At 65.4% G+C, this 23,142-nt stretch carries 22 protein-coding genes; 16 read left to right on the forward strand and 6 right to left on the reverse strand.

Going from position 1 to position 23,142, the window contains the following annotated elements:
* Positions 1 to 14 precede the first annotated feature (14 nt).
* The 5 genes from MH112_RS02160 to MH112_RS02180 all read left to right on the forward strand — a co-directional run bounded on the left by MH112_RS02160 (position 15) and on the right by MH112_RS02180 (position 6,665).
* Positions 15 to 1,241 (forward strand): TolC family protein, encoded by a 1,227-nt coding sequence (locus MH112_RS02160; RefSeq protein WP_296563195.1) that lies wholly within the window; start codon positions 15 to 17, stop codon positions 1,239 to 1,241.
* A complete protein-coding gene (locus tag MH112_RS02165) occupies positions 1,238 to 2,719 on the forward strand; it encodes an efflux RND transporter periplasmic adaptor subunit (protein ID WP_296563197.1) in 1,482 nt (493 codons plus the stop codon). Before MH112_RS02160 ends, MH112_RS02165 begins: the two co-directional genes overlap by 4 nt.
* Positions 2,716 to 5,871, forward strand: a complete 3,156-nt coding sequence (locus tag MH112_RS02170) for an efflux RND transporter permease subunit (protein WP_296563199.1) — start codon at positions 2,716 to 2,718, stop codon at positions 5,869 to 5,871. Before MH112_RS02165 ends, MH112_RS02170 begins: the two co-directional genes overlap by 4 nt.
* Entirely contained in the window at positions 5,868 to 6,236 is a 369-nt protein-coding gene (locus MH112_RS02175) for a copper-binding protein (RefSeq protein WP_296563201.1), read from the forward strand. Before MH112_RS02170 ends, MH112_RS02175 begins: the two co-directional genes overlap by 4 nt.
* 219 nt (positions 6,237 to 6,455) lie before the next feature.
* Positions 6,456 to 6,665: a hypothetical protein gene (locus MH112_RS02180; protein ID WP_296563202.1), complete on the forward strand. Its 210-nt coding sequence runs from the start codon at positions 6,456 to 6,458 to the stop codon at positions 6,663 to 6,665.
* A 155-nt stretch (positions 6,666 to 6,820) separates the two neighbouring features.
* Here MH112_RS02180 and MH112_RS02185 read toward each other — a convergent pair whose 3' ends face one another.
* Entirely contained in the window at positions 6,821 to 7,360 is a 540-nt protein-coding gene (locus MH112_RS02185; protein ID WP_296563204.1) for a hypothetical protein, read from the reverse strand.
* Between the two features lie 452 nt (positions 7,361 to 7,812).
* Positions 7,813 to 8,990 (reverse strand): IS3 family transposase gene (locus MH112_RS02190; RefSeq protein WP_296563206.1). Its coding sequence is split into 2 segments (ribosomal slippage): positions 7,813 to 8,726 and positions 8,726 to 8,990, totalling 1,179 coding nucleotides; the frame shifts between segments, so codons are not numbered across the junction.
* A 472-nt stretch (positions 8,991 to 9,462) separates the two neighbouring features.
* Between MH112_RS02190 and copC the strand changes: the two genes are divergently transcribed.
* Positions 9,463 to 9,825: a copper homeostasis periplasmic binding protein CopC gene (gene copC, locus MH112_RS02195; protein ID WP_242915572.1), complete on the forward strand. Its 363-nt coding sequence runs from the start codon at positions 9,463 to 9,465 to the stop codon at positions 9,823 to 9,825.
* Between the two features lie 4 nt (positions 9,826 to 9,829).
* Positions 9,830 to 10,744, forward strand: coding sequence for a copper homeostasis membrane protein CopD (gene copD, locus MH112_RS02200; protein ID WP_296563209.1), 915 nt, complete (start codon positions 9,830 to 9,832; stop codon positions 10,742 to 10,744).
* 12 nt (positions 10,745 to 10,756) lie between these two features.
* On the opposite strand, the gene MH112_RS02205 is transcribed toward copD, so the two are convergent.
* The 3 genes from MH112_RS02205 to MH112_RS02215 are packed head-to-tail and all read right to left on the reverse strand — an operon-like array spanning position 10,757 to position 12,925.
* A complete protein-coding gene (locus tag MH112_RS02205) occupies positions 10,757 to 11,248 on the reverse strand; it encodes a nuclear transport factor 2 family protein (RefSeq protein WP_242915569.1) in 492 nt (163 codons plus the stop codon).
* Positions 11,249 to 11,297: 49 nt separating this feature from the next.
* On the reverse strand, positions 11,298 to 11,774 hold the full coding sequence (locus MH112_RS02210; protein ID WP_296563213.1) for a DUF411 domain-containing protein: 477 nt from the start codon (positions 11,772 to 11,774) through the stop codon (positions 11,298 to 11,300).
* Positions 11,771 to 12,925 (reverse strand): acyltransferase, encoded by a 1,155-nt coding sequence (locus MH112_RS02215; protein WP_296563214.1) that lies wholly within the window; start codon positions 12,923 to 12,925, stop codon positions 11,771 to 11,773. The genes MH112_RS02210 and MH112_RS02215 overlap by 4 nt, the downstream gene beginning before the upstream one ends.
* A 140-nt stretch (positions 12,926 to 13,065) precedes the next feature.
* On the opposite strand from MH112_RS02215, the gene MH112_RS02220 reads away from it, so the two are divergent.
* The 9 genes from MH112_RS02220 (at position 13,066) to MH112_RS02260 (ending at position 21,856) form a co-directional block, all read left to right on the forward strand.
* Entirely contained in the window at positions 13,066 to 13,332 is a 267-nt protein-coding gene (locus tag MH112_RS02220; RefSeq protein ID WP_242915564.1) for a hypothetical protein, read from the forward strand.
* On the forward strand, positions 13,329 to 13,769 hold the full coding sequence (locus MH112_RS02225; protein ID WP_296563216.1) for a periplasmic heavy metal sensor: 441 nt from the start codon (positions 13,329 to 13,331) through the stop codon (positions 13,767 to 13,769). The genes MH112_RS02220 and MH112_RS02225 overlap by 4 nt, the downstream gene beginning before the upstream one ends.
* A 9-nt stretch (positions 13,770 to 13,778) precedes the next feature.
* Positions 13,779 to 14,360, forward strand: coding sequence for an RNA polymerase sigma factor (locus MH112_RS02230; protein WP_296563218.1), 582 nt, complete (start codon positions 13,779 to 13,781; stop codon positions 14,358 to 14,360).
* Between the two features lie 117 nt (positions 14,361 to 14,477).
* Entirely contained in the window at positions 14,478 to 16,274 is a 1,797-nt protein-coding gene (locus MH112_RS02235; protein WP_296563220.1) for a copper resistance system multicopper oxidase, read from the forward strand.
* Positions 16,271 to 17,548: a copper resistance protein B gene (locus MH112_RS02240; protein ID WP_296563222.1), complete on the forward strand. Its 1,278-nt coding sequence runs from the start codon at positions 16,271 to 16,273 to the stop codon at positions 17,546 to 17,548. Before MH112_RS02235 ends, MH112_RS02240 begins: the two co-directional genes overlap by 4 nt.
* Positions 17,549 to 17,568: 20 nt before the next feature.
* On the forward strand, positions 17,569 to 17,949 hold the full coding sequence (locus MH112_RS02245) for a copper resistance CopC family protein (RefSeq protein ID WP_296563224.1): 381 nt from the start codon (positions 17,569 to 17,571) through the stop codon (positions 17,947 to 17,949).
* Positions 17,950 to 18,017: 68 nt separating this feature from the next.
* On the forward strand, positions 18,018 to 20,390 hold the full coding sequence (locus MH112_RS02250; RefSeq protein ID WP_296563225.1) for a heavy metal translocating P-type ATPase: 2,373 nt from the start codon (positions 18,018 to 18,020) through the stop codon (positions 20,388 to 20,390).
* 229 nt (positions 20,391 to 20,619) lie between these two features.
* The gene (locus tag MH112_RS02255) at positions 20,620 to 20,814 is read left to right on the forward strand and encodes a hypothetical protein (protein ID WP_296563227.1); all 195 of its coding nucleotides are present in this window, start codon (positions 20,620 to 20,622) and stop codon (positions 20,812 to 20,814) included.
* Between the two features lie 96 nt (positions 20,815 to 20,910).
* A protein-coding gene (locus tag MH112_RS02260; protein WP_296563293.1) for an IS630 family transposase occupies positions 20,911 to 21,856 on the forward strand; the annotation gives its coding sequence in 2 pieces (ribosomal slippage) (positions 20,911 to 21,249 and positions 21,251 to 21,856; 945 coding nt in all).
* A gap of 446 nt (positions 21,857 to 22,302) precedes the next feature.
* On the opposite strand, the gene MH112_RS02265 is transcribed toward MH112_RS02260, so the two are convergent.
* On the reverse strand, positions 22,303 to 23,055 hold the full coding sequence (locus MH112_RS02265) for an ankyrin repeat domain-containing protein (protein WP_296563229.1): 753 nt from the start codon (positions 23,053 to 23,055) through the stop codon (positions 22,303 to 22,305).
* Positions 23,056 to 23,142 lie beyond the last annotated feature (87 nt).

Genomic DNA, 23,142 nt, shown 5'->3' on the forward strand with positions numbered 1-23,142 from the left:
CCAAGCGAGATCAAATGCGAACCTGGATTCCCCTGGCCGTAGCGCTGCTCGCCAGCACCGCTCAGGCAGACCCCCTCACCTATGACGCCGCCCTGCTACTCGCCGAGAGCGCGGCGCCCACACTTCAGGCAAGCGCCCTCCAGGTTGAGGCCACGCGCGCCGCCGAGCGGGCGGCGGGGCGGTTGCCCGATCCAAAACTGTCCCTGGGGATGGAGAACATCCCGGTCTCTGGGCCCTACGCCGGTCGCTGGGACGCCGCCGAGATGAGCATGGTCCGGGTCGGCCTGATGCAGGACATTCCAAACGCCGCACGTCGCCGGGCCGCCGCCGCAACTGCGCAGGCCGAAACCCAGATGGCGATGGCTGACACAGACCTGCAGCGGCGGGAGGTGCGCGTCGCCACAGCGCTCGCCTGGATTGACCTCGCCTATGCGGAGCGCCGACTCGCGGTGCTCGACCAACTCGTTGAGGGTTTGAGCCCGCTCTGGGAAGGCGTTCCAGCAGGGATCGAGTCAGGATCGGCGCGGCCGGCGGCAGGGCTTGAACCGGCCCGGCTCGAGGCGGAATTTGACAACCGACGCAGCCAGCTGGCGGCCGACGTCGCCCAGGCCCGCGCCAACCTCACCCGCTGGACAGGCGCCTTGCACCCGAAGACCGCCGGAGCGCCGCCACACGTGGAGATCACGCCCGCGGACCTACGGGCGAGGATTGCCGACCATCCGGCGCTACAGGTTCTTTCGGCAGCGACGCAGCGCGCCGCAGCTGAGGTGGCAGGGGCCCGCGCCGCCCGCCGCCCGGACTGGGGTCTTGAGGTCATGTACGGTCGTCGTGACCCGATGTTTGGAGACATGGTCTCAGCCGCCGTCACGGTCAGCCTGCCGCTGTTCGCCAGCCAGCGCCAAGATCCCACGATCGCCGCGCGAACCGCCCAGGCCAGCCGCGCCCGACTACTGGAGGCCGACATGCGGCGCGAACTTGCCGCATCCCTTGAGGCCGATCTGGCCGCCTACGCGGCCAATCATGAACAGTGGCGCCGCGCAACCGACGTGCTGGTCCCCATCGCTGAGCAAGTGGCGCAGTTGGAGACCTCCAGCTACGCGGCGGGCCGCGCCGACTATTCCGACCTCGTCGAGGCCTTCACCGACCTCGCCGACACCAAGCTCGCCGCGTTGGACCGCGAGGCGCTGGTCGCCCGCGACGGCGCTCGCATCCTGCTCACCTACGGGAGCGACAACCCATGACCCTTCCGACCTCCAACCGGGCGCGGCTCGCCCTGGGGGCTGCTTGCGCTGCGGTCCTCCTCGGCCTCGGCTTCGGCGCAGGCCGGGTCTTCGACGGGGGCCTCGGCGCCGCGCCGACGGCGGAACAGGCCGCCTCTAGCGAGCGAGAGGTGCTCTACTGGTACGACCCAATGGCGCCGAGCCAGAGGTTCGACGAGCCAGGCAAGTCGCCGTTCATGGACATGCAACTCGTGCCGAAATACGCCGACGAGGTCGCTGAGGGCGGCGGCGTGCAGATCGACCCGGCGGTCACTCAGAACCTCGGGGTCCGACTGGCGACCGCGGAGACGGGATCCCTGCCGAGCGGCCTCACTGCCACGGGGACGGTAGAGTTCAATGACCGCGATGTAGCGGTCATTCAGGCGAAGGCCGCGGGCTTCGTCCAGCGGGTGTATGGCCGGGCGCCGGCTGATGTTACGCCGGCTGGCGCGCCCCTGGCGGACCTGCTCTTTCCGGAGTGGGCCGGGGCGCAGGCTGAATTCCTTGCGGTGGTTCGCACAGGCGATCCACCCCTGATCAGCGCGGCGCGAAATCGTCTGCGTCTGCTTGGCATGACGCCCGAGCTGATCACCACGGTCGAACAGAGCGGCCGTGTTCGCAACATTGTGACGGTGACGACGCCCATCGGCGGCATGATCAAGACGCTCGCCGTGCGCAAAGGCATGACCGTGATGGCCGGCCAAACCCTCGCCGAGGTGAACGGCCTAGCCCAGGTCTGGCTGAACGCCGCCGTACCCGAAGCCCAGTCGGCACAGGTTCGAGTGGGGCAAACCGTGCAGGCCAGCCTCGCGGCCTATCCAGGCGAAACCTTCAGCGGCCAGGTCACTGCCATTTTGCCTCAGGCCGACACGGCCAGCCGCACCCTGATCGCACGCATTGAGCTGGCCAATCGGGACGGTCGCCTGCGGCCGGGCATGTTCGCTACGGTCGAGTTTGGCGGCCAGACCCGATCAGCCCTTCTGATCCCCTCAGAAGCAGTCATCCGGACCGGCAAGCGCGCGCTCGTCATGCTCGCCAAGGACGGTGGCCGCTTTGTGCCAGCGGAAATCCAGATTGGCCGTGAGTCCGCGGGTAAGACCGAGATCCTGGCGGGACTCGCCGCCGGCGAGCAGGTCGTTGCGTCGGGTCAGTTCCTACTGGAGTCGGAAGCCAGTCTGTCGGGTATTCAGGCCCGGCCGGTCACCGCCGCCGCACAGGCGGACGCCGCGCCGACCCTGTACCGTTCACAGGGACGGATCGAGGAGATCTCACCAACCTCGGTAACCCTGTCCCATGAGCCCATCGCCGCGTTGCAGTGGCCCGCCATGACCATGGCCTTCAAGCTCGCCTCGCCCCGGCTGGCGTCCCAGGCCGAGATTGGCGACCGCGTGAGCTTTACGTTTGAACAGACGCCGGCCGGTCCGGTCGTCCGCGATCTGGCCAAGGCAGGCGGACAATGATCGAGGCTATCATTCGCGCCTCGGTCAGGGGTCGCTTCTTCATCCTCCTGGCTGCGCTCGCCCTGACGGTGGCCGGCGCCTGGGCCGTACGGACCACGCCGGTGGACGCGCTGCCCGACCTGTCAGACGTTCAGGTGGTGATCCGAACCACCTATCCCGGCCAGGCCCCGCAGATCGTCGAGAACCAGGTCACCTATCCCTTAACCACCACCATGCTGTCGGTGCCTGGAGCCCGCACCGTCCGCGGCTATTCCTTCTTTGGAGACAGCTTCGTCTATGTCCTCTTCGAAGACGGCACAGACCTGTACTGGGCCCGCTCCCGGGTGCTGGAATACCTCAACCAGGTGCAGGCCCGGCTTCCCGAAGGCGCGGAGTCATCTCTGGGGCCGGACGCCACCGGCGTCGGCTGGATCTATGAATATGCCTTGGTTGACCGGAGCGGCCGGAACGACCTCGCCCAGCTTCGGAGCCTGCAGGACTGGTTCCTCCGTTATGAGCTCACGACCGTGCCAGGGGTATCGGAGGTCGCCAGCATTGGCGGCATGGTGCGGCAGTATCAGATGGTGCTCGACCCGGTAAAACTGGCCAGCTACGGCGTCACCCACCAGGAGGTGGTCGCGGCGATCCAAGGCGCTAATCAGGAGGCAGGCGGCTCAATTCTGGAGCTGGGCGAAGCGGAATACATGGTCCGCGCTGACGGCTATCTCCGTGACCTGGACGACTTCCGCGCCATCCCCCTGCGCACCGCGGCCGGGGGCGTTCCCATCCGACTCGGCGATGTGGCTTTCGTCCAGGTCGGACCGGAGATGCGCCGCGGCGTCGCCGAACTCAACGGCGAGGGGGAAGTGGCCGGAGGGGTCGTCATTCTGAGGTCCGGCGAAAACGCCCGGGCGACCATCGCGGCTGTAAAAGACAAGCTGGAGAGCTTGAAGCCCAGCCTGCCCCCAGGGGTTGAAGTGGTCACCACCTATGATCGCTCACAGCTGATCGACCGCGCCGTGGCCAACCTCAGTCAGAAGCTGATTGAAGAGTTCGTCGTCGTCGCCATCGTCTGCCTGCTGTTCCTCTGGCACGCCCGATCGGCTCTGGTGGCGATCATCACCCTGCCCCTGGGGGTTCTCTTCGCCTTCCTCCTGATGAGGATGCAGGGGGTCAACGCCAACATCATGTCTCTGGGCGGCATCGCCATCGCCGTGGGGGCCATGATTGATGCGGCGATTGTGATGATCGAGAACGCCCATAAACACCTTGAAGCCTGGACCCAGAAACATCCCGACCGTCGCATCGACGAAGCCACCCGCTGGCGTTTGATCACTGACGCCGCAGTTGAGGTCGGGCCCGCCCTGTTCCTGAGCCTGGTGATCATCACCCTGTCGTTTGTGCCGGTGTTTGCGCTGCAGGCTCAGGAAGGCCGTCTCTTCTCGCCCCTGGCCTTCACCAAGAGCTACGCCATGGCCGGGGCGGCGATCCTGTCGATCACGCTCGTGCCGGTGCTGATGGGCTATCTCATTCGTGGGCGCATCCCGGCTGAGGACGCCAACCCGATCAATCGCGGGCTTACGCGGGCCTATCGGCCGGCCATCGACTGGGTGTTGCGCAAGCCCAGGACGGTCCTGCTGCTGGCGCTCGTGGTGTTTGCGACCACGGCCTGGCCGTTGAGCCGGTTGGGGGGTGAATTCATACCGCCCATGGACGAGGGGGACCTGCTCTACATGCCCTCGGCCCTGCCGGGGATCTCCGCAGCCAAGGCGGCCGAACTGCTGCAGCAGACTGACCGCCTCATCAAGACCGTCCCAGAGGTGGAGACCGTCTTTGGTAAGGCCGGACGGGCGGAGACCGCCACCGACCCGGCGCCTCTGGAGATGTTCGAGACCACGATCCAGTTCAAACCGCGCAGCCAGTGGCGAGCCGGCATGACCCCAGAGAAGCTGGTCGAGGAGCTGGATCGCGTCGTCCAGGTTCCCGGCCTGGCCAATGTCTGGGTCCCACCCATCCGCAATCGTATCGACATGCTGGCCACGGGCGTGAAGAGCCCGATCGGCGTGAAGGTTGCGGGCCCCGACCTGGCCCAGATCGACAAGGTCGCCGCAGAGGTCGAGTTGATCGCCAAGGGCGTTCCTGGCGTGAGCTCGGCCCTGGCCGAACGCCTGACGGGCGGACGCTATGTCCAAGTGGACATCGATCGGGCGCTGGCTGGCCGCTACGGGCTGAACATCACCGATGTGCAGGCCATCGTCTCCGGCGCGGTCGGCGGCGAGAACATTGGTGAGACGGTGGAAGGGACAGCCCGCTATCCCATCAGCGTGCGCTACCCACGGGAGCTTCGCGACAGTCTCGAAGGCCTGCGGACTCTGCCGATCTACACGTCGTCGGGGCAGCAGATCACCCTTGGCACGGTGGCGCAGATCGAAATCACCGACGGTCCGCCCATGTTGAAAACCGAGGACGCTCGCCTATCGACCTGGGTCTATGTGGACGTCCGCGACCGCGATCTGAGTTCCGTCGTCGGCGATCTGCAGAAGGCGATCGCAAAGGATGTGGAACTGCCGCCGGGGGTGTCGATCGCCTATTCAGGCCAATTCGAATACCTGGAGCGGGCGGCCGCCCGCCTGAAGCTCGTCGTGCCTGCGACGCTCGCCATCATCTTTGTCCTGCTCTACCTCACTTTCGGGCGTTTCGATGAGGCCGCGCTGATCATGGCGACCCTGCCATTCGCGCTGACAGGCGGCGTCTGGATGCTCTACCTGCTGGGCTACAACCAGTCGGTGGCGACCGGCGTCGGCTTCATCGCCTTGGCCGGGGTGGCCGCCGAGTTCGGTGTCGTCATGCTGATCTATCTGAAGCACGCCCTGGCCGAACGGGGCCCCAACCCTACCCGGGCCGAGGTGGACGCCGCAGTACGCGATGGGGCGCTCCAGCGGGTCAGGCCGAAAGCCATGACGGTGGCCGTAATCCTTGCAGGACTCACTCCAATCCTGATCGGCCACGGGGCGGGCTCGGAGGTGATGAGCAGGATTGCGGCCCCCATGATCGGCGGCATGCTGAGCGCCCCGCTTCTCTCAATGCTGGTCATACCCGCCGGCTTCCTGCTGCTGCGACGACGGCAGGCCAATCGACATCAACAGCCTTCAACCCAAGGAGATTCCCCATGAAGCGCGTTCTGACTATGGCGGCCGCCTTTGGCCTCGCCATGACCGTGGCGGCCTGCGGCGGCCGGACCGATACGGAGACGGCCAAGGTCGCGCCGGCGCCCGCCCACAACATGGACGAGATGGACATGGCGTCGGCCGATGGCATGGCGATCCAAAGCACTGGGACGGTGACGGCTATCGATCAGGCCGCCGGCACCGTGACCATCGACCATGCGCCCATCCCGGAGGCCAACTGGCCCGCCATGGTCATGGGCTTCAAGGCGAGCCCCGCCGTGACCCAAGGCGTCGCGGCCGGCGACAAGGTGAGCTTTGATCTGAAGCTGGAGAACGGCGGCGGCGAAGTCACCGCGATCAGGAAGCAATAGCCCTGCGCTGAACGTCGGACGCCAGGGCGGCGTCCGACGTCTGTATCGTCGAATCATTCGATGACTTCGGTCATCCGCTTCCGGTCCCCACCACGGGCCGCCCCGCCGTACTCCGATGGCCAGTAGCTAACCGAACAAGAGCGCCATTGGCCTCGTCAGGGCGACCGGCGGGCGGCGCTGCTCCCCTAGGCCTTCCGATGTCCGCCAGAGACAAACTTCGTGAACTATCGCGTCGGCCTGGGCGGCGGTGTACCCCGCGCGTCGGAGTTCATCTCGAGCGAGGAGGGCATCGAAATCCTCCTCCCTGCTGCGCTTGACGATCACCGCAAAGGCGAAGGCCGCCGACGTCGAAAGGCCTTTGGCGGCCAGTCGGTTGGCGGAGGCTTCGACATCGGCGAAGTCGTTGGGACCGGGATACTGGACGCTTGAGTTCATCATAATCTGCCTGGACTTAGTTAGTTGGGAGTGGGACGACCTCGTTCGTCAGATCGCCACAAGCGCCCGGCTTGGACAAGTTGCTGCGCTTCCTTCGCAGCCAACTCGGGGCCGCGCCGCTTGCGCTGCCATTATCAAATTGGACTAAGCTAGCCGCAGTGATGGTTGGCCATCCGGGGAAACAGCGCCTCAGGCCACTGACCGGGTGAGATCACTTGTTGCCGGCGCCCTTCCTTCACGCCCAGCCGCCAGGGCCCGATCTTCAGGATGTTGAGGCGGCGAAACCCAGGCTCGGTGGGTTCAGGCGGCCGGGGCCGTTGCCCGTAGTAAATCCAGAGCTTCTGGGCTTCCTCGCCGACGCGGCCCAGCTTGAGGAGCGACTCATGACGCCAGCGGCTGTCGATCTCGAAGATGATCGGCGGCTGACCACCGGGCAGCGTCCATGCCACATCGAAGCGCCCGGTCTGCACGTACCTGCGGTAGCCGGTAGCCACCTCAATGGCTGAACTATAGCCGAGACGGCTGCCGAGCTCGGCCAGGCGGCGCTGCAGCGTGTTGTGTCGCTGAAGCTTCGATATGCCTTTCGGTAGCGGCCTGGTCAGTTCCTCGTCGATCAGCTGAACGAGGTCGTCGTCAAGGCGCCAGCCGGCCTCATAGGCCGGCCAGAAGCAGGGAGGAGATGCGCCCATGGGGATGGACCTTTCTTGAGAGCTAACGTCGCTCTCCCCTCCCCTTCCTCTCTTCTTTCATTCCAAGACCTAACGCCCACGCACAGGTGTCCGAGCTCCCCGCCGATTCAGCCCCCCGCACATGGAGCGGTATGAGGCGGCCGCTTGGGGCTCATCGCCGACGTTCCGAAGGTCCGCATGCAGACCCGGTAGACTCTAGGTCCGCTGTGGGTACTCTCGCCCCTTTGTTAGGGAAGGATCTCTTTCGTTCCGGATTCTCGTTTGTAAGGGCTTGTCTAAGTTTTGCCCCGCGCCGCTAAGCAATCACTCCGCAGTCTGGGGCGGTTCAAACGCAATCCGGTCCAACACCGTCTCTAGGAAGGCCTCGACGTTCAGGACGGCTTCCCAGGTCTGAGGTGGCGCCGGTTCTCCGTACAGTTTGGCGGCTTGGCTAAGGTTGGTTCGGGTTCAGATTACGCCGCCAGTTTGTGCTCAGGGTTGGCCCTATCCGGGGCGAGCCCCGGATAGGGCGGCGCCTGGATTTGTCCATAGGCCTCGTCGGGGGTGGCCCCGGCAAGGGCCGAGTGGGGCCGGTTGGTGTTGTAGTAGCCGATCCACTTGGTGAGCCCGGTCCGCAGCTCCGATCCGGTCTCGAAGGCGTGGATATAGACGCACTCATATTTGAGGCTTCGCCAGAGCCGCTCGATGAAGACATTGTCCATCCAGCGGCCGCGGCCGTCCATGGAGACCCGCACGCCGGCGTCCTTCAGCACGTCGACGAAGCGGGGGCTGGTAAACTGGCTGCCCTGGTCGGTGTTGAAGATCTCCGGCGTCCCGTAGCGGGCCAGGGCCTCCTCCAGGGCCTGGATGCAAAACTCTGCGTCCATGCTGTTGGAGAGCCGGCAAGACAAGACCTTCCTGGTCGCCCAGTCCATCACCGCCACCAGGTACAGGAAGCCCCGCCGCATCGGGATGTAGGTGATGTCGGCGCACCAGACCTGGTTCGGCCGCTCGATGGTCAGGCCGCGCAGCAGGTACTTGTAGGCCCGGTGCTCGGGGTGCGGGATCGTTGTGCGCGGCTTCTGATAAATCGGCGCCAGGCCCATCTTGGCCATCAGCCGACGCACCCGCATCCGGCCCACCTCATAACCCTGGCGGCGCAGATGCCGGGCCATCTGGCGCGAGCCGTACCAGGGCGTCTCCAGGAACGCCTCGTCGATCAGCCGCATCAGCGCCAGGTTCAGCGGGGTCTCACCCGCCGGCTGGTAGTAGAAGGCCGACCGGCTGATCGACACCAGGGCGCACTGGCGCTGGATCGACAGCCGGGGATGCTCGGGCTCGATCATCTGCCGCCTCCGGTCCAGGCTCAACGACCGAAGGCCTTGGCTAAAAAATCCCGCTCCACCACCAGCTGCCCGATCTTGGCGTGCAGCTTATCGATCTCGCCCTCCCGGGCGCCCTCGCTCGCCTCAGCCTTGCCGGAGAACACCCCGGAAAGACCCTCGATCGCCTGCTTCCGCCACGCCGCGATCATCGTCTGATGGACGCCGTGTTTCGTCGCCAACTGCGACAGGGTCAGCTCACCCTTCAACGCCTCCAGCGCCACCTTGGCCTTAAAATCAGCCGTGTACCGCTTCCGCTTCCCAGTCATAAAGTCCGTCCTTCATCGAGGTCGAACCTACCTTAGCCAACTGTCCGAATTTCCGGCGCCACCTCACATCGCGGTGGTCCTGCAAGGTCGAGCGGCAGACGCCGCTGGGGTGATCGCCGGTGCGACGCTCCTCGCCCTGCCCACCGCAGCCCAGATGAAGACTCAGATCAGGGCGGAGCTGATTTCTCGCGCAGTCGGCGTCAATTGAAGGCGTGCAGACCCCGTATCCCTGCCCCCCGAGATCAGCGGGCGGCCATGGCGAGGGCGGCTAGCACGCGATTTAGAGGGTTGCCCTAGGCTGGCTCAGAACCGCAGCCGTCCGGATGGGCGGCCATCGCGCCGGAGATGACCAACATGATGAGGGTGTCGACGTCTCCAGCGTCGGACCCTGAATCGGCCACCTTTGAGGGAAGCACCGGTCGGGCGCGTAGAGATACACAGGGCCAGGATCGGCCAATGTCTGGAGACGATTATGCGTAACTTCAATCCCGCGCCCTTCATCGCCGTCGCGGCGGTCGTAACCTTCGCCGCTGGACCGGCGGCGGCTCACGCCCGTCTGGTCAGCGCAAACCCCGCGCCCAACTCGACCGTGGCTGCGACTCAGACACTGACGCTCACCTTCAGCGAGCGCTCTGTTGCCGCTTTTTCCGGCTTTGACGTCGTCAATGCGGCGGGGGAGAAGGTCCCACTTCGGAATTCGGTTGCTGAAGACGGTAAAACCCTGACAGGGACCCTGGCCCGCCCGCTGGCTGCTGGCGCCTACCGTATCGACTGGCGCATCGCGTCAAGCGACGGCCACCGGATGACGGGTTCCTACACCTTCTCAGTGCGCTGACGCCGTGCTCGAATTCGCGATCATCGCCCTCCGCTGGCTTCAATACAGCGGTGCGGTCGTCCTTCTCGGCGCGCCGCTGTTCCTGCTCTACAGCTTCAAGGGCGGCGACGCCCTGAACCTGACCTGGGCGCGTCCCACGTTGATCGTCTCGTCGGTCGTCGTGGCGATAGGCTCACTGGCCGCCTTGGTGATGCAGACCGCCGTCATGGCGGGTTCGTTGAGCGAAGCCGTCAAGCCCGCTTCGCTATCCTTCATGGTCACCGGCACGACCTTGGGCATGGCCATGGTCGCTCGGGCTGTCGTCGCAATTTTCAGCCTTGTCGCACTTGCCTCTCTGAAGCCTGGGCGAACGCTCTGGGGACTGACGGTGGGGGCAGGATTGATCGTGGCCGCCAGCTTCGCCTGGACCGGCCATGGGGCCGCGACCGAGGGGGCTGGCGGGCTTCTCCACCTTGTTGCCGACATCATCCATGCTGCGGCCGCCGCATTGTGGCTGGGGGCTCTGGCAGCCTTGACAATCCTCCTGCTGCGCCGGGCCGCGCCGGACGATTTGACCATCCACAACGCCCTGCACGGCTTCGCCGGCCTTGGGACCCTGGCCGTCGGACTGCTGGTCCTGACCGGCCTCGTGAACAGTTGGTTCCTGGTCGGCCCCGCACGCGTTGGAGACCTGGGAGCCAGCGTCTACGGCCAGCTTCTGATCGCCAAACTCGTGTTGTTCGGCCTGATGCTCGCCCTGGCGGCCGGAAACCGCTTTCGCCTGACACCTGTCCTGGGTTCGGCGCTGGCGGGCGGCGAAGACACTCGACAGGCGCTTCAACGGCTCCGACGCAGCGTCGTCGCGGAGACGCTGGTCGGGGCTGCGTTGCTGGCCGTCGTCGCGGTGATGGGCACGCTCGCCCCGCCGTCGGCCATGTGACGTAGCGGACGCCTAACTGGGGGCGCGCGACGACCAGTGGATGTGATGGATGCGCCAGCCTTCGGCGTGCCGCTTCAGGACCATCGTCTCGGTCGTGAGCCGGTCCACGGCGCGGCTGTTGAATTGGCCCGTCGTGCGGCCTTCGCTGGTGATCCAGGCGACATCGCCGTCGGCCCAGCCGGACCGCCGCGTCACCGTCGCCTCAGACGCAGCGGCGAAGGCGGCGTCTGAGCCCAGGTGGTGGGAGGCGTATTCGTCGCGCGACCGCTCGGCCCCGCCTTCTTCAAAGATCATCACCTCCGGTGCCAACAGGGCCAGCGCGGCAGCCGTATCGCCGGCCTTGAGCGCGGCGTGAAAGGCATCAACGGCGGTGGCGGCGTCCGCTGCTGCCACAGCTACCGAACCTACGGCGGGATCATGACCGTGAGCGTGGTCCTGGGCGAAGGCGGGTGTCGCCGTGAACACGGCGAACGACAGGATGAGGGCAAGGGATGTGCGAGACATTACAGGCTCCGGATTGTGGGTGATCTGAATGGGCTGAGCGCGATCTGCGTCAGGCCAGTTGGTTGTGGCGAGCGAACACGCGGGTCGCGCCCGAGCGAAGCACCAGCAGGGTGTCGTAGGGCTCCTTTTGTCCCTGCGGCGTCTCCATGCCGGGCGAACCGAGCGGCATGGCCGGCACGGCGATACCGATTGCGGTCGGTCGCTCGGCCAGCAGGCGGATGACATCCTGAGCCGGCACATGACCCTCGACCAGATAGCCATCGATCAGGCCGGTGTGACAGGAGGCCAGCGCGTCCGGCATTCCCCGACTGCTCCGGATCGACTGGAGGCTTGGAAGAACCGTGATGGTGGTGCTGAAGCCTGCCGCGCGCATGTGCGCGATCCATCCGTCGCAGCAGGCGCAGGTCGGCGTCTTGAAGACCGTCAGGTTCCTCGACGGACGCGTCTGAGCGCAGGCGGTTCCGGTCAAGCCGATGAACAGGCCGACGCCCAGCAGCAGGCGACGGTTCAAGTTGGCGGGGTTCAAAAGGGTTCTCCTTGATCGCTGTGAATGGATCGTCTGGCTTCCACGGGATCAGCGCGTTGCGGCGCCATCCACGCCCGGAGCAGCCGACGGCCGGGGCGCTCGACGAAGACATGGATGGCTGCGGCGGCGGCGAGCGTCAACACCAGCATGGCGGCCAGCTCTGCCATGCCCATCCGGTAGTCACCGGGCCAGCCGAAGAACGCTTGCGCCGCGTTGCGCCAAACCATCAGGATTGGGATGTGGACGAGGTAGAGGGCGAACGAAGCCTCGCCTGCGAACAGGGCCACGGGATGGGACAGGCAGGTCCGCACACGTGCCTTGGCCAACAGAGCGAGCGACAGAACGAAGGGACCGGCCGCCGCGACGATAATGCGGTCGTCGGCGCCGAGTTGCATGAGAGTGAGCAGCGCGGCCGTGGTCGCCAAGGCGCCCATGACCGACACGCGGGGCGACGGCGTCCAGCGCTGACCGAGGTAGTAGAGACCTATGCCATAGAGGAATTCAGGGACGATGCGCAGGATGCCCATGCTGTCCTCGGCCCGAGGCAACACCCGACCGAACTGAGCGCGATAGAATGCGTCGAGCGCGACGAACAGTATCGCTGCAAGTGCGATGATGACCCACGGTCTCGCCCGCAGCCGGAGAGCCAGAGCGGCGTAGGCGGGAAACGCAAGGTAGGCGAACCATTCCGCCGAAAGAGACCAGGCTGGACCATTCCACAGGACCATGGTTTCGCGCGGAAACCAGGCCTGGACGAGCAACAGAGTGCCGGCGAAGTCAGCAGGGTTGAAGCGGCCCGGCTCCAATCCGACGCCGAACAGAGGCGCAAGCAACACAAGTCCAAGCATGCCCAGCAGGATGAACAGATGAGCCGGATAAATCCGCGCGAACCGCGCCGCGAGGAACCTTCGGTAATCGGGGACGCCGTCCCCTTGCAGATACACGTGCGTGAGGATGAAGCCTGACAGGATGAAAAAGACGTCCACGCCTAGCCGCGCGCGATCCAACAGCCCGACGGCTTCGTCGGGAAGCGTCCATTGAAGCTGGTAGTGAAACAGGACGACGCCGAGCGCGAGAAAGAACCTCACGCCGGTGAGCGGATCGAGCACGTCAGGAAAAGGAACCCGTATGGGGCCTGATCTGTCGTTCATATCGCTCCCCCTTGGACGACGGGATGTCCCGGTCGTTCTCTGGTATCTACGCGGGCGGCGGCTCATCCCCTCGTAAGGGGAACGCGAAGCTGGCGCGTATGGCAGATGGGGCGTGAGGCAGGTGCGGAATGATTGATGATATGGACAGACTGATTGGAATGGTTGCGCCAGATGACACCGCGCTGCTCGCCGGCGTGGAAGATGCCGTCTGGGCGCGGGTCAGTGAACGCAAGGACCGTGCGCGCCTAGGCCACGTCCGGGTAGCGGCTGTGGCGCTTGCCCTTGTCGTCGGCGTCACGAATGGAGGTCTGATGCTTCTAGCGCCTCGGCCGGAGCCTTCCGAAATGCGGATTTTCACCGTGTCGGCCGGTTTGTCGCCGCTCACCACCCTGGACGTCCAGGGATGAGGGCGAACTGGAAGTCCATACTCATCACGGCGATCCTGGCGGCGCTGGCCAGCGGTGCGGCGACCTGGGGGACCGCGACCTGGGTCATGCGAGAGCGGCAGCCTCCTAACCTTCACAGCATCGTCCATAAAAAACTCGATCTGAGTCCAGATCAAGACCATCGCCTTGACGTCATCGAAGCCCGCTTCGCCGTTCAACGACCCGCGCTGGAGGCCGAAGTCCGCGCCGCCAATCGCGAACTGGCGGCCGCCATTGCCGCCAGCAACGGCGACACGCCCCAGGTTCAAGCGGCGGTGGATCATTTCCATGTCGCCATGGGCGATCTCCAGAAGGCGACAATCGCCCATGTCTTCGAGATGCGATCCGTGTTGACCCCGGCCCAGGCCGAGGTGTTCGACAAAGCGGTCGTCGACGCTTTGCGTCACGACGCCGGATAAGCGCCGCGCGTGGAAGCCGAGCAGAGCATCGAGGTTCGCGCGGCAGGCGGAGACCGAGCCTCCTTCACCGCCCTGATGGCTGCGACCAAGGGCGATCTGCATCGCTTCATCCGCCGCTATGTCGGTGACGAGGACGAGGCCCACGACCTGTTGCAGGAGACCTATGTCGCCGCCTGGCTGGCCGTGCGACGATACGATCCGACGCGGCCCTTCGATGTCTGGCTGCGCTCCATCGCCCTGAACAAATGTCGCGATTGGAGCCGTCGGAGAGCGGTTCGCCGCGTCGTGCGCGGGGTCATGGGCCTTGATGCGCCCGAGGCGACAACGGTGAGCGACGATACGCCTACACCCGAGGTCCGGCTGGACGACCAGCGCAGGGTGGCGGACCTGAAACGCGCGTTGGCAGACCTTCCGGACGGCCTGAAGGCTCCCCTCCTGCTCGCGACGCTCGAAGGGCGGTCTCATGCCGAGATCGCAACAATCCTGGGCGTCACGCTGAAGGCTGTGGAGACCCGCATCGCCCGCGCGCGCAAGAAATTATCAGAGGTCTTGGCGCGCCACGCCGAGCGAAGGCGCCTGACCCCGCCATGATGGGAAGGCGCAGAAGGCTTTGATCTGGGTGGCTGTGGCGTCCTGTCGCAAGGGCTTGGTCGCCAGGATGCGTATCTGAACGAATGGCTGAATAGCAGATCAAGGAACTTCTTGCTGATGTCGACCCCACACTTCGATCGTCGAACCCTTCTTCGTGGCGCCGTCGCGGGTGGCGGCCTGCTGGGATTGCAAGGGCTCCTACCCGCTTGGGCTCAGACCGGATCAGCCGGGCTGCGCGCCGATTTGCCGACGCTGGCGGGGCCGAATATCGACCTGACGGTGGGCCGCTCCGAATTCATCGTCGGCGGGCGCACCGGCCATGCGGTGACGGTCAACGGCCTGTTGCCCGCCCCCCTGCTGCGGATGCGCGAAGGCCAGAACGTGCGCCTGTCGGTCACCAACACCCTGGACGAGGACACCTCGATCCATTGGCATGGCTTGCTGCTGCCGTTCCAGATGGACGGTGTGCCAGGCGTCAGCTTCCCCGGCATCCGGCCGCGCGAGACCTTTGTCTATGAGTTCCCGATCAAACAGTCGGGCACATACTGGTATCACAGCCACTCGGGATTGCAGGAGGCCTTAGGCCATTACGGCCCCATCGTCATCGACCCGGCGGGGATTGATCCCGTCGGCTACGACCGGGAGCATGTGCTGGTCTTGTCGGACTGGAGTTTCATGCACCCGCACGAAATTCTGGCCAAGCTGAAAAAGAATCCCGGCTATTTCAACCAGCAGAAGACGACGCTCGCGGGGCTGCTCGACGGCAGCGACCGTATGAGTGTGGACGAGCGCCGGATGTGGGGGGCCATGCGGATGGACCCGCGCGACATCCTGGACGTCAACGGCACGACCTACACCTATCTGGTCAACGGCCACGGGCCTGAGGAGAACTGGACCGGCCTGTTCCGGCCCGGCGAGCGGGTGCGGCTGCGCATCATCAACGCCTCGGCCATGTCGATCTTCAACGTCCGCATTCCCGGCCTGGCCATGACCGTGGTCCAGGCTGACGGCGAGCACGTCCGCCCGGTCGAGGTCGATGAGTTCCAGATTTCGGTCGCCGAGACCTATGACGTCATCGTCCGTCCGACTGACGACCGCGCCTACACCATCGTCTCCGAGGCCATCGACCGTTCCGGCATGGGGCGGGCGACCTTGGCGCCTCGCATGGGCATGACCGCCGAGGTTCCGCCGCTACGCGAAGTCCCGAACCTGACCATGACCGATATGGGTATGGGCGGCATGGCTGGGATGGACCACGGCTCGATGGCTGGAATGGATCATTCGGCCATGGGTCACGGAACCGCTGCGGGGGCCGCAGCAGGGGCCGCCGCAGCGCCGATGGACCACGGCGACATGAGCATGCGCGACCCGAACAACGCCCCAGCCGACATGGCGGTCGGCGTCGGGGTGGACGCCATTGCGCCCGCGCCCGCCAATCGTCTGGGCGAGCGGCCTCAGGGACTTCAGGACGTCGATCACCGGGTGCTGGTCTATACGGATCTGCGCTCGCTGACGCCAAACACGGACACGCGCGCGCCTTCACGCAGCATGGAAATCCACCTGACCGGCAATATGGAGCGGTTTATGTGGGGTTTTGACGGTCGCAAATTCTCGGAACTGGTCGAGCCAATCCGGTTCGAGTTGAACGAGCGGGTGCGCGTGACCCTGGTCAACGACACCATGATGGCCCACCCGATCCACCTGCACGGCCACTTCTTCGAACTGGTCAATGGCCATGACGGCTATCAGCCGCTGAAGCACACGGTCAACGTCGCGCCAGGGGGCAAGGTCACCTTCGACCTGACCGCAAACGCGCCTGGTGACTGGGCTTTCCACTGCCACCTTCTGATGCACATGCACGCGGGGATGTTCAACGTCGTCACCATTCGCCCGCTGGACGGAGCCGTCTCGTGAAAACCCTGGCCCTGGCGCTCGCGCCCCTGATCCTTGCCGCCAGCCCGGCCGTCGCCCAGAGCCACGCCGGACACGCTGGCCATGCTCCAGCGGCGCCCGCCCCCGTTCAGCAGACGACGCCTCCCGCCGCCGAGCCCGCGCACGACTGTCCGATGATGCGTGAAGGTCGCCCGTGCCCCATGCACGGCAAGCCGCCGGAAGACCCCCACGCTGGCCATGACATGAGCGGGATGCAGGCTGCTCCGACCCAGACGCCCGCCGTCGATCCTCATGCGGGTCACGACATGAGCGGGATGCAGACGGCGCCGGCGCAGACGCCTGCCGTTGATCCCCATGCAGGTCATGACATGAGCGGTATGCAGATGGCCCCGGCCCAGACACCCACCGTTGATCCTCACGCGGGTCACAACATGAGTCAGGTTCCTGCGCCCACCGCCGACCCGCATGCCGGGCACGACATGAGCGGCATGGCGGGCGGCGCGCCGAACATCCCCACCAGCGTGGACAGCGTCAGCGGACGGATGGTCGAGACGCCGCCGCCCGCTGCGGCCCGCGCCGCGCCTGCCCATGCGGCGGACCTGCTGTTCGACCCGGCTGTCATGGCTGCGTCACGCAGGCAACTGCTGGTCGAGAACGGCGACGTCCGCACTACGGCCGTCTTTGTAGACTCGATCGAGGCCAGCTTCGGCGACGGCGAGGAGGGCTATAGCTGGAACGCCCAGGGCTGGACCGGCGGCGACATCAACCGCTTCTGGTGGAAGACTGAGGGCGAAGGCGATTTCGGCGGCAAACTGCACGAAGCCGAGGTCCAGGCTCTCTACAGCCGCGCCATCGCCCCCTTCTGGGACGTTCAAGCGGGCGTGAGGCAGGACTTCCGCCCCGACGGCGACGACACCACCTATCTGACCGTCGGCGTTCAGGGCGTCGCCCCCTATTGGTTCGAAATGAACGCCGCCGCCTTCCTGTCGACCGAAGGCGACCTGACCGCCCGTGCCGAGGTCGAATATGACCAGCGCATCACCCAGAAGTGGATCGTTCAGCCGGCCATTGAAGTGGCGATGTCGGCCAGCGACATTCCAGAACTGGAGATCGGTTCGGGTCTGACCTCGGTCACGGCGGGCCTGCGCCTGCGCTACGAAATCCGTAAGGAGTTCGCGCCCTACGTCGGGGTCGAGTGGAGCCGGTCGCTGGGCGACACCGCCGACTACGCCAGGGCGCGTGACGAGGATGCCGAAGATGTTCGCCTGATCGTCGGGATCAAGGCCTGGTTCTAATCGAGGATATTGGACTCATTATGCGTATTTTCGTTCTCACCGCCGTTCTGACGGTCGCCGGAGCCGCCGCCGCCCAGGACCCGCACGCCGGCCACGCCGGGATGCAGCAGTCGACCCTGGCGCCATCGGGCATCGTCACCACGCCCGCCGACGGCGCGATGACGAATGGGTCACCGGAACGCTTCAGTGCGACCTTCCCGCACCCCATGATTCTTAAGACCGTCACCCTCACCGCCGAGGGCCAGGCGCCGATCGTGGTCGCAGCCCCGCTCGCGCCCGCCGCCGCGATTGTCAGCGTCGCCCTGCCGCTTCTCGCTCCGGGGGCCTACACTGCCGTATGGACCGCCGAAGCCCCGGACGGGCACAAGATGTCCGGCTCCATCAGCTTCATGGTTCACTAGGATCAACAACTGTCGGCCCGACATCGGGTCGGGCGCCGGATCGATCTGCGATTGAAAAGGGGCGGCTCATGGCCGAGTCGAAACACAACGCATCTGCTGGACCTCATGGGTCCGCAAGTCATGCACAGCACGGGCCGGACGGAATCTCCGACACGGCCGTCGATCCGGTTTGCGGCATGACCGTCGATCCGCAGAAGACGGCCCACCACGCCACCCATGCCGGCCATGATCACCATTTTTGCAGCGCAGGCTGCCGAGAAAAATTCGTCGCCGATCCTGAACATTACCTGAGTCCGTCTGTTGATCGGATTGTGGAAGCCCCGGCGGGGTCGATCTGGACCTGCCCGATGCATCCGGAAATCCGACAGGATCACCCTGGGGCCTGCCCCATCTGCGGCATGGCGCTCGAACCGGAGATGGTGACCGCAGGCGCTGGCCCCAGCGCCGAACTGACCGACATGTCGCGCCGGTTCTGGGTTGCACTGGTGCTGACCCTTCCCGTGTTTGTCCTTGAAATGGGCGCGCATCTCTTCCCCGCGCTGCATCATCTCGTGCCCATGAAGCTGTCGATCTGGATTCAGTTCGTCCTGGCGACGCCGGTCGTGCTCTGGGCAGGCTGGCCTTTCTTCGAACGCGCATGGGCGTCGCTGAAGACCCGCAATCTCAACATGTTCACCCTGATCGCCATGGGGACAGGAGTGGCCTGGGGCTACAGCGTCATTGCGACCTTGATGCCGGACATCTTCCCGGCCGCCTTCCGGGCCTCGGACGGGTCGGTTGCGGTCTATTTCGAAGCTGCCGCCGTGATCACCACCCTGGTGCTGCTCGGGCAGGTTCTCGAACTGAGGGCGCGCGAGCGGACCTCCGGCGCGATCAAGGCCCTGCTCAACCTGGCACCGAAAACCGCGCGGCGTATCGCCGATGACGGCAGCGAAGAGGAAGTCGCGCTCGAACTGGTTGTGGTCGGGGACCGGCTGAGCGTGCGGCCGGGTGAAAAGGTGCCGGTCGATGGTGTCGTCGAGGAAGGCCGCTCGGCGCTCGATGAATCGATGGTGACAGGCGAATCCATGCCGGTCACCAAGACGGTCGCCGACACGGTGATCGGCGGGACGATGAACCAGAGCGGCGCGCTGGTAATCCGCACAGACAAGATCGGCCGTGACACCATGCTGGCCCGCATTGTCCAGATGGTCGCCGAAGCGCAACGGTCGCGAGCGCCGATCCAGCGTATGGCTGACCAGGTCGCCGGATGGTTCGTGCCGGCGGTGTTGGTGGTCGCGGTGATCGCCTTCGTCGCCTGGGGCATATGGGGACCGGAGCCCCGCCTGGCGCACGGACTGGTCGCGGCGGTGGCGGTGCTGATCATCGCCTGCCCCTGCGCGCTGGGGCTGGCGACACCGATGTCGATCATGGTCGGCGTAGGAAGAGGCGCCGGCCTCGGCGTCCTCATCAAGAACGCTGAAGCCCTGGAGCATATGGAGAAGGTCGACACCCTGGTCGTCGACAAGACCGGGACGCTGACCGAGGGCAAGCCTGCCGTCACCCGGATTATCGTCTCAGAGGGTTTTGAGGAGGAAGAACTGCTGCGCATCGCCGCCGGGGTCGAACGGGCGTCCGAACATCCCCTCGCGTTGGCGATCGTCAACGCGGCGATGGACCGCAACATCGAAATCCCCTCCGTCAGCGACTTCGATTCGCCGACGGGCAAGGGCGCGGTGGGAACGATTGAGGGCAGACGCATCACGCTGGGCAATGCCCGCTTTCTGGGAGAGGCCGGGATCGACACCTCTTCCCTTGCGACGCAGGCCGACCAACTTCGCACGGATGGGGCGACCGCGATTTTCATGGGCATCGACAGCATGGTCGCAGGGGTGTTCGCCATTGCTGATCCGGTCAAATCGACCACGGCCGAAGCGCTCACCGCCTTGCGCGCCGATGGCATCACCGTGGTGATGCTGACGGGCGATAACCGCACGACGGCCGAAACGGTCGCGCGTCAACTCGGCATCGACGCCGTCGAGGCTGATGTGCTCCCCGATCAGAAGGCCGCTGTCGTCGCGCGGCTGAAACAGGAAGGCCGTATCGTCGCCATGGCTGGCGACGGGGTCAATGATGCGCCTGCGCTGGCGACAGCCGACGTCGGCATTGCGATGGGGCCGGGCACCGACGTCGCCATGGAAAGCGCGGGCGTGACGCTTCTGAAAGGCGATCTGAACGGGATCGTCCGGGCTCGCGAACTGAGTAAGGCGACGATGTCGAATATCCGACAGAACCTGTTCTTCGCCTTCATCTACAACGCCGCCGGAGTGCCGATCGCGGCGGGGGTTCTGTATCCCTTTTTCGGCATCCTGCTCTCGCCAATGATCGCGGCGGCGGCGATGGCGCTGTCTTCCGTCAGCGTCGTGACCAACGCACTGCGCCTCAACCGCGTGCGGCTGTGAGTAGGAGCACAACCAGGTCCGATGGCGGGACGGAACTGAACTGTTGCGCAGGGGCGTGCTGGTGGCGTTCAGCCAGACTCTGCGTGGAGGACGCGGCCTGCATGAGATGATCGAGACCGTGGCCTGGCTTTGATCAGCGCCTTCGACAAAGCGCGTAGACAGGATCAATCATCCTGTTCCTGCTGATCGCCGTGGTTGCCTTCTACGCCACCGTGCGGCGCGGGGAGGAATGGCTGGGCACGCGGTGTTCGACGAGCCCTATGCTGCCTATGTGGCGCGCATGCCGCGTTTGTGGTCCGACTTCAGCAAATGGCGCGATCAGGAGACGCTGGAAGTGCGGTCTTCCTTCTTGCTGACCAACCTCCGCGACGGCCTGGCCTTCCTGCTGGTCATTCCGCTGTTCGTGGCGCTGGAGCACGCCTAGAGCAATCGGTCGCTGAGTTGAATCGAATGTGATCGGGCGGGGATTCCCTTGGCGTGCGAACCATGAGTCCATCGGCCTCTGATCTGGGAGGCTATGATGGGCAAGGCGCATTCGGACGATTTGCGGGAGCGGGTGGTCGCGGCGGTGGCGGCGGGGATGTCTCGACACCAGGCGGCGGCCCGGTTCCAGGTGGGGGTGTCTTCGGCGATCCGCTGGGTGACGCTGAAGGCGCAGACGGGGGGCATTGGACAGCGGCCTCGGGGCGGCAAGCCACGGTCGCCGCTGGCGCCGCACACGGACTGGCTGCTGGCGTTGATCGCGGTGGAGAACGACCTGACGCTGGCCCAGATCGGTCAACGGCTGCTGGACGACCGGGAGGTTCGGACCAACGAGGCCTCGATCCGGCGGTTCTTCCAGCGCAATCGGATCACCGTCAAAAAAAACACTGCACGCCAGCGAGCAGACGCGGCCCGACGTGGCCGAGGCGCGCGCCCTGTGTAAGGCCAACCAGCCCCATCTTGATCCGGCCCGGCTGGTGTTCATCGACGAGACGGGAGCTAACACCAAGATGGTCCGGGCCTATGCCCGCGCCCCCAGAGGCCAGCGCGCCCTGGCCCGCCAGCCGTTCGGTCATTGGAAGACAACCACCTTCACCGCCGCCCTGCGTCATGACGGTCTGACCGCGCCCTTCGTGCTCGACGGCCCCATGAACCGCGAGGCTTTCCTCGTCTATATCGACAAGGTGCTCGGGCCGACGCTGAGGCCGGGCGACATCGTCGTCATGGACAACCTGCCCGCCCACAAGGGTGACGAGGTCAGGCGGCGGATCGAGGCCCGGCAGGCCCGGCTGATGCTGCTGCCGCCCTACTCGCCCGACCTCAACCCCATCGAGCTGGCCTTCTCCAAGTTCAAGACCCTGTTGCGAAGCGCCGGCGAACGAACCGTCGATGCCCTCTGGGACCGCATCGCTGAGGTCATCAAAGCCTTCACGCCAACCGAATGCGCCAACTACTTCCGCCACGACGGATACGAACCAACTTGAGCGCCGAATGGTCTAGCGGTGTAAAGGCCGTCTCGGCCATCAGCCCCTGTGAATGCAGTCGCCAGTGGTTTCTCCGCCTCCGCCCGGGCGGGCGTCACCAAAAACTCTAATGATGGTGCCGATGGTGCTGTCACCCTCGGCCAGTCCGGCTCACACCAGCGGGAGCGCCGGTGGCACTGTCAGCCAGTTTGGCTGACACCGATAAAGTGCTCCTTGCGTGGGGAGTGTCTCGCTTAAGCCATCTGGCCGTCCCAACCCGGAATGGCCCTATCCGTTGGACGGGTGCGCTTGAATTTGGTAGTTTCGCTAGGCCGTTTCAGATTGATGCGGCTCACAAATGCGGAGGTGGTTCCAGCGGTGGTTCGGTAAATGGGCGAGGTTTGAGTTGTCGGGTGAGCGCGGTGTTCGTGCGTTGATTTTTCAGCGTAATCACCCAGTTTTCCTAGTCAATCGGCTTCTCTCTCAAGGGAGGACGTCGCCACCGCCCGCTGCAACGGTGTGACTCCTGATTTATCCACTGCGCGCGCTGACTGCCCCTGCGCAAGCAGGTACTCGACCATCGGCGCGTTGCGCCACGCGGCGGCCAAGTGAATCAGGCTGCCGCCGGTCGTTTCGTCAGTCCCGTCCAGTGACGCCCCGTTAGCCGCCAGGGTCTGCGCTAAATCAACCGGCAACGGCTCCGTACGCTCGTAGTTGAGCTCGTCACCGAAGCTCAGTGCATCGGCTAGCGCAGCTCTGCCCCGCGGGGTAGCCAGAAGGTCGGCGCCCGCGGCTAGCAGGGTCCGCACCACCGACCACTGCTGCGCCCGGATCGCGAAGTGCAACGGCGTATTGCCCCTCGTGGTGACAGGATCCAGTGGCACGCCCCTTTGGAGCAGCAGCCAAACCACTTCCTCGCTACCGCTAAAGGCGGCCTGATGCAGGGCCGTCGCGCCCTGCTTGCTCACCGCCATGGGATCGGCGCCCCGCTCCAACAGGAGGCGCGCGGCGGGACCATCACCACCGCCCGCTGCAAACATCAGAGGCGTAAAGCCATGCTCGTCGCGCTGATCAATCTGAGCCCCCCGGTCGAGAAGATTACGCAACTGGGCAATCTCGTCATCGCGCGCCAGCTCAAAGATGCTGGGCGTCGGTGCGGCCATCGCCGGTGCAGCGCAGGCAAGGGCGAACGCCAGGATCGCGCCTATTGTGAATCGCATCGCTCTACCCCCCAAGGCTCAACCAGCGTCGCTTTCGCCGCCTCGATCGCACAAGTGAAGGTTGCGGTGAAGCGTCGATTTCTCGAC

The sequence above is a fragment of the Phenylobacterium sp. genome (genome assembly GCF_022402485.1).
Classification (GTDB): domain Bacteria; phylum Pseudomonadota; class Alphaproteobacteria; order Caulobacterales; family Caulobacteraceae; genus Phenylobacterium.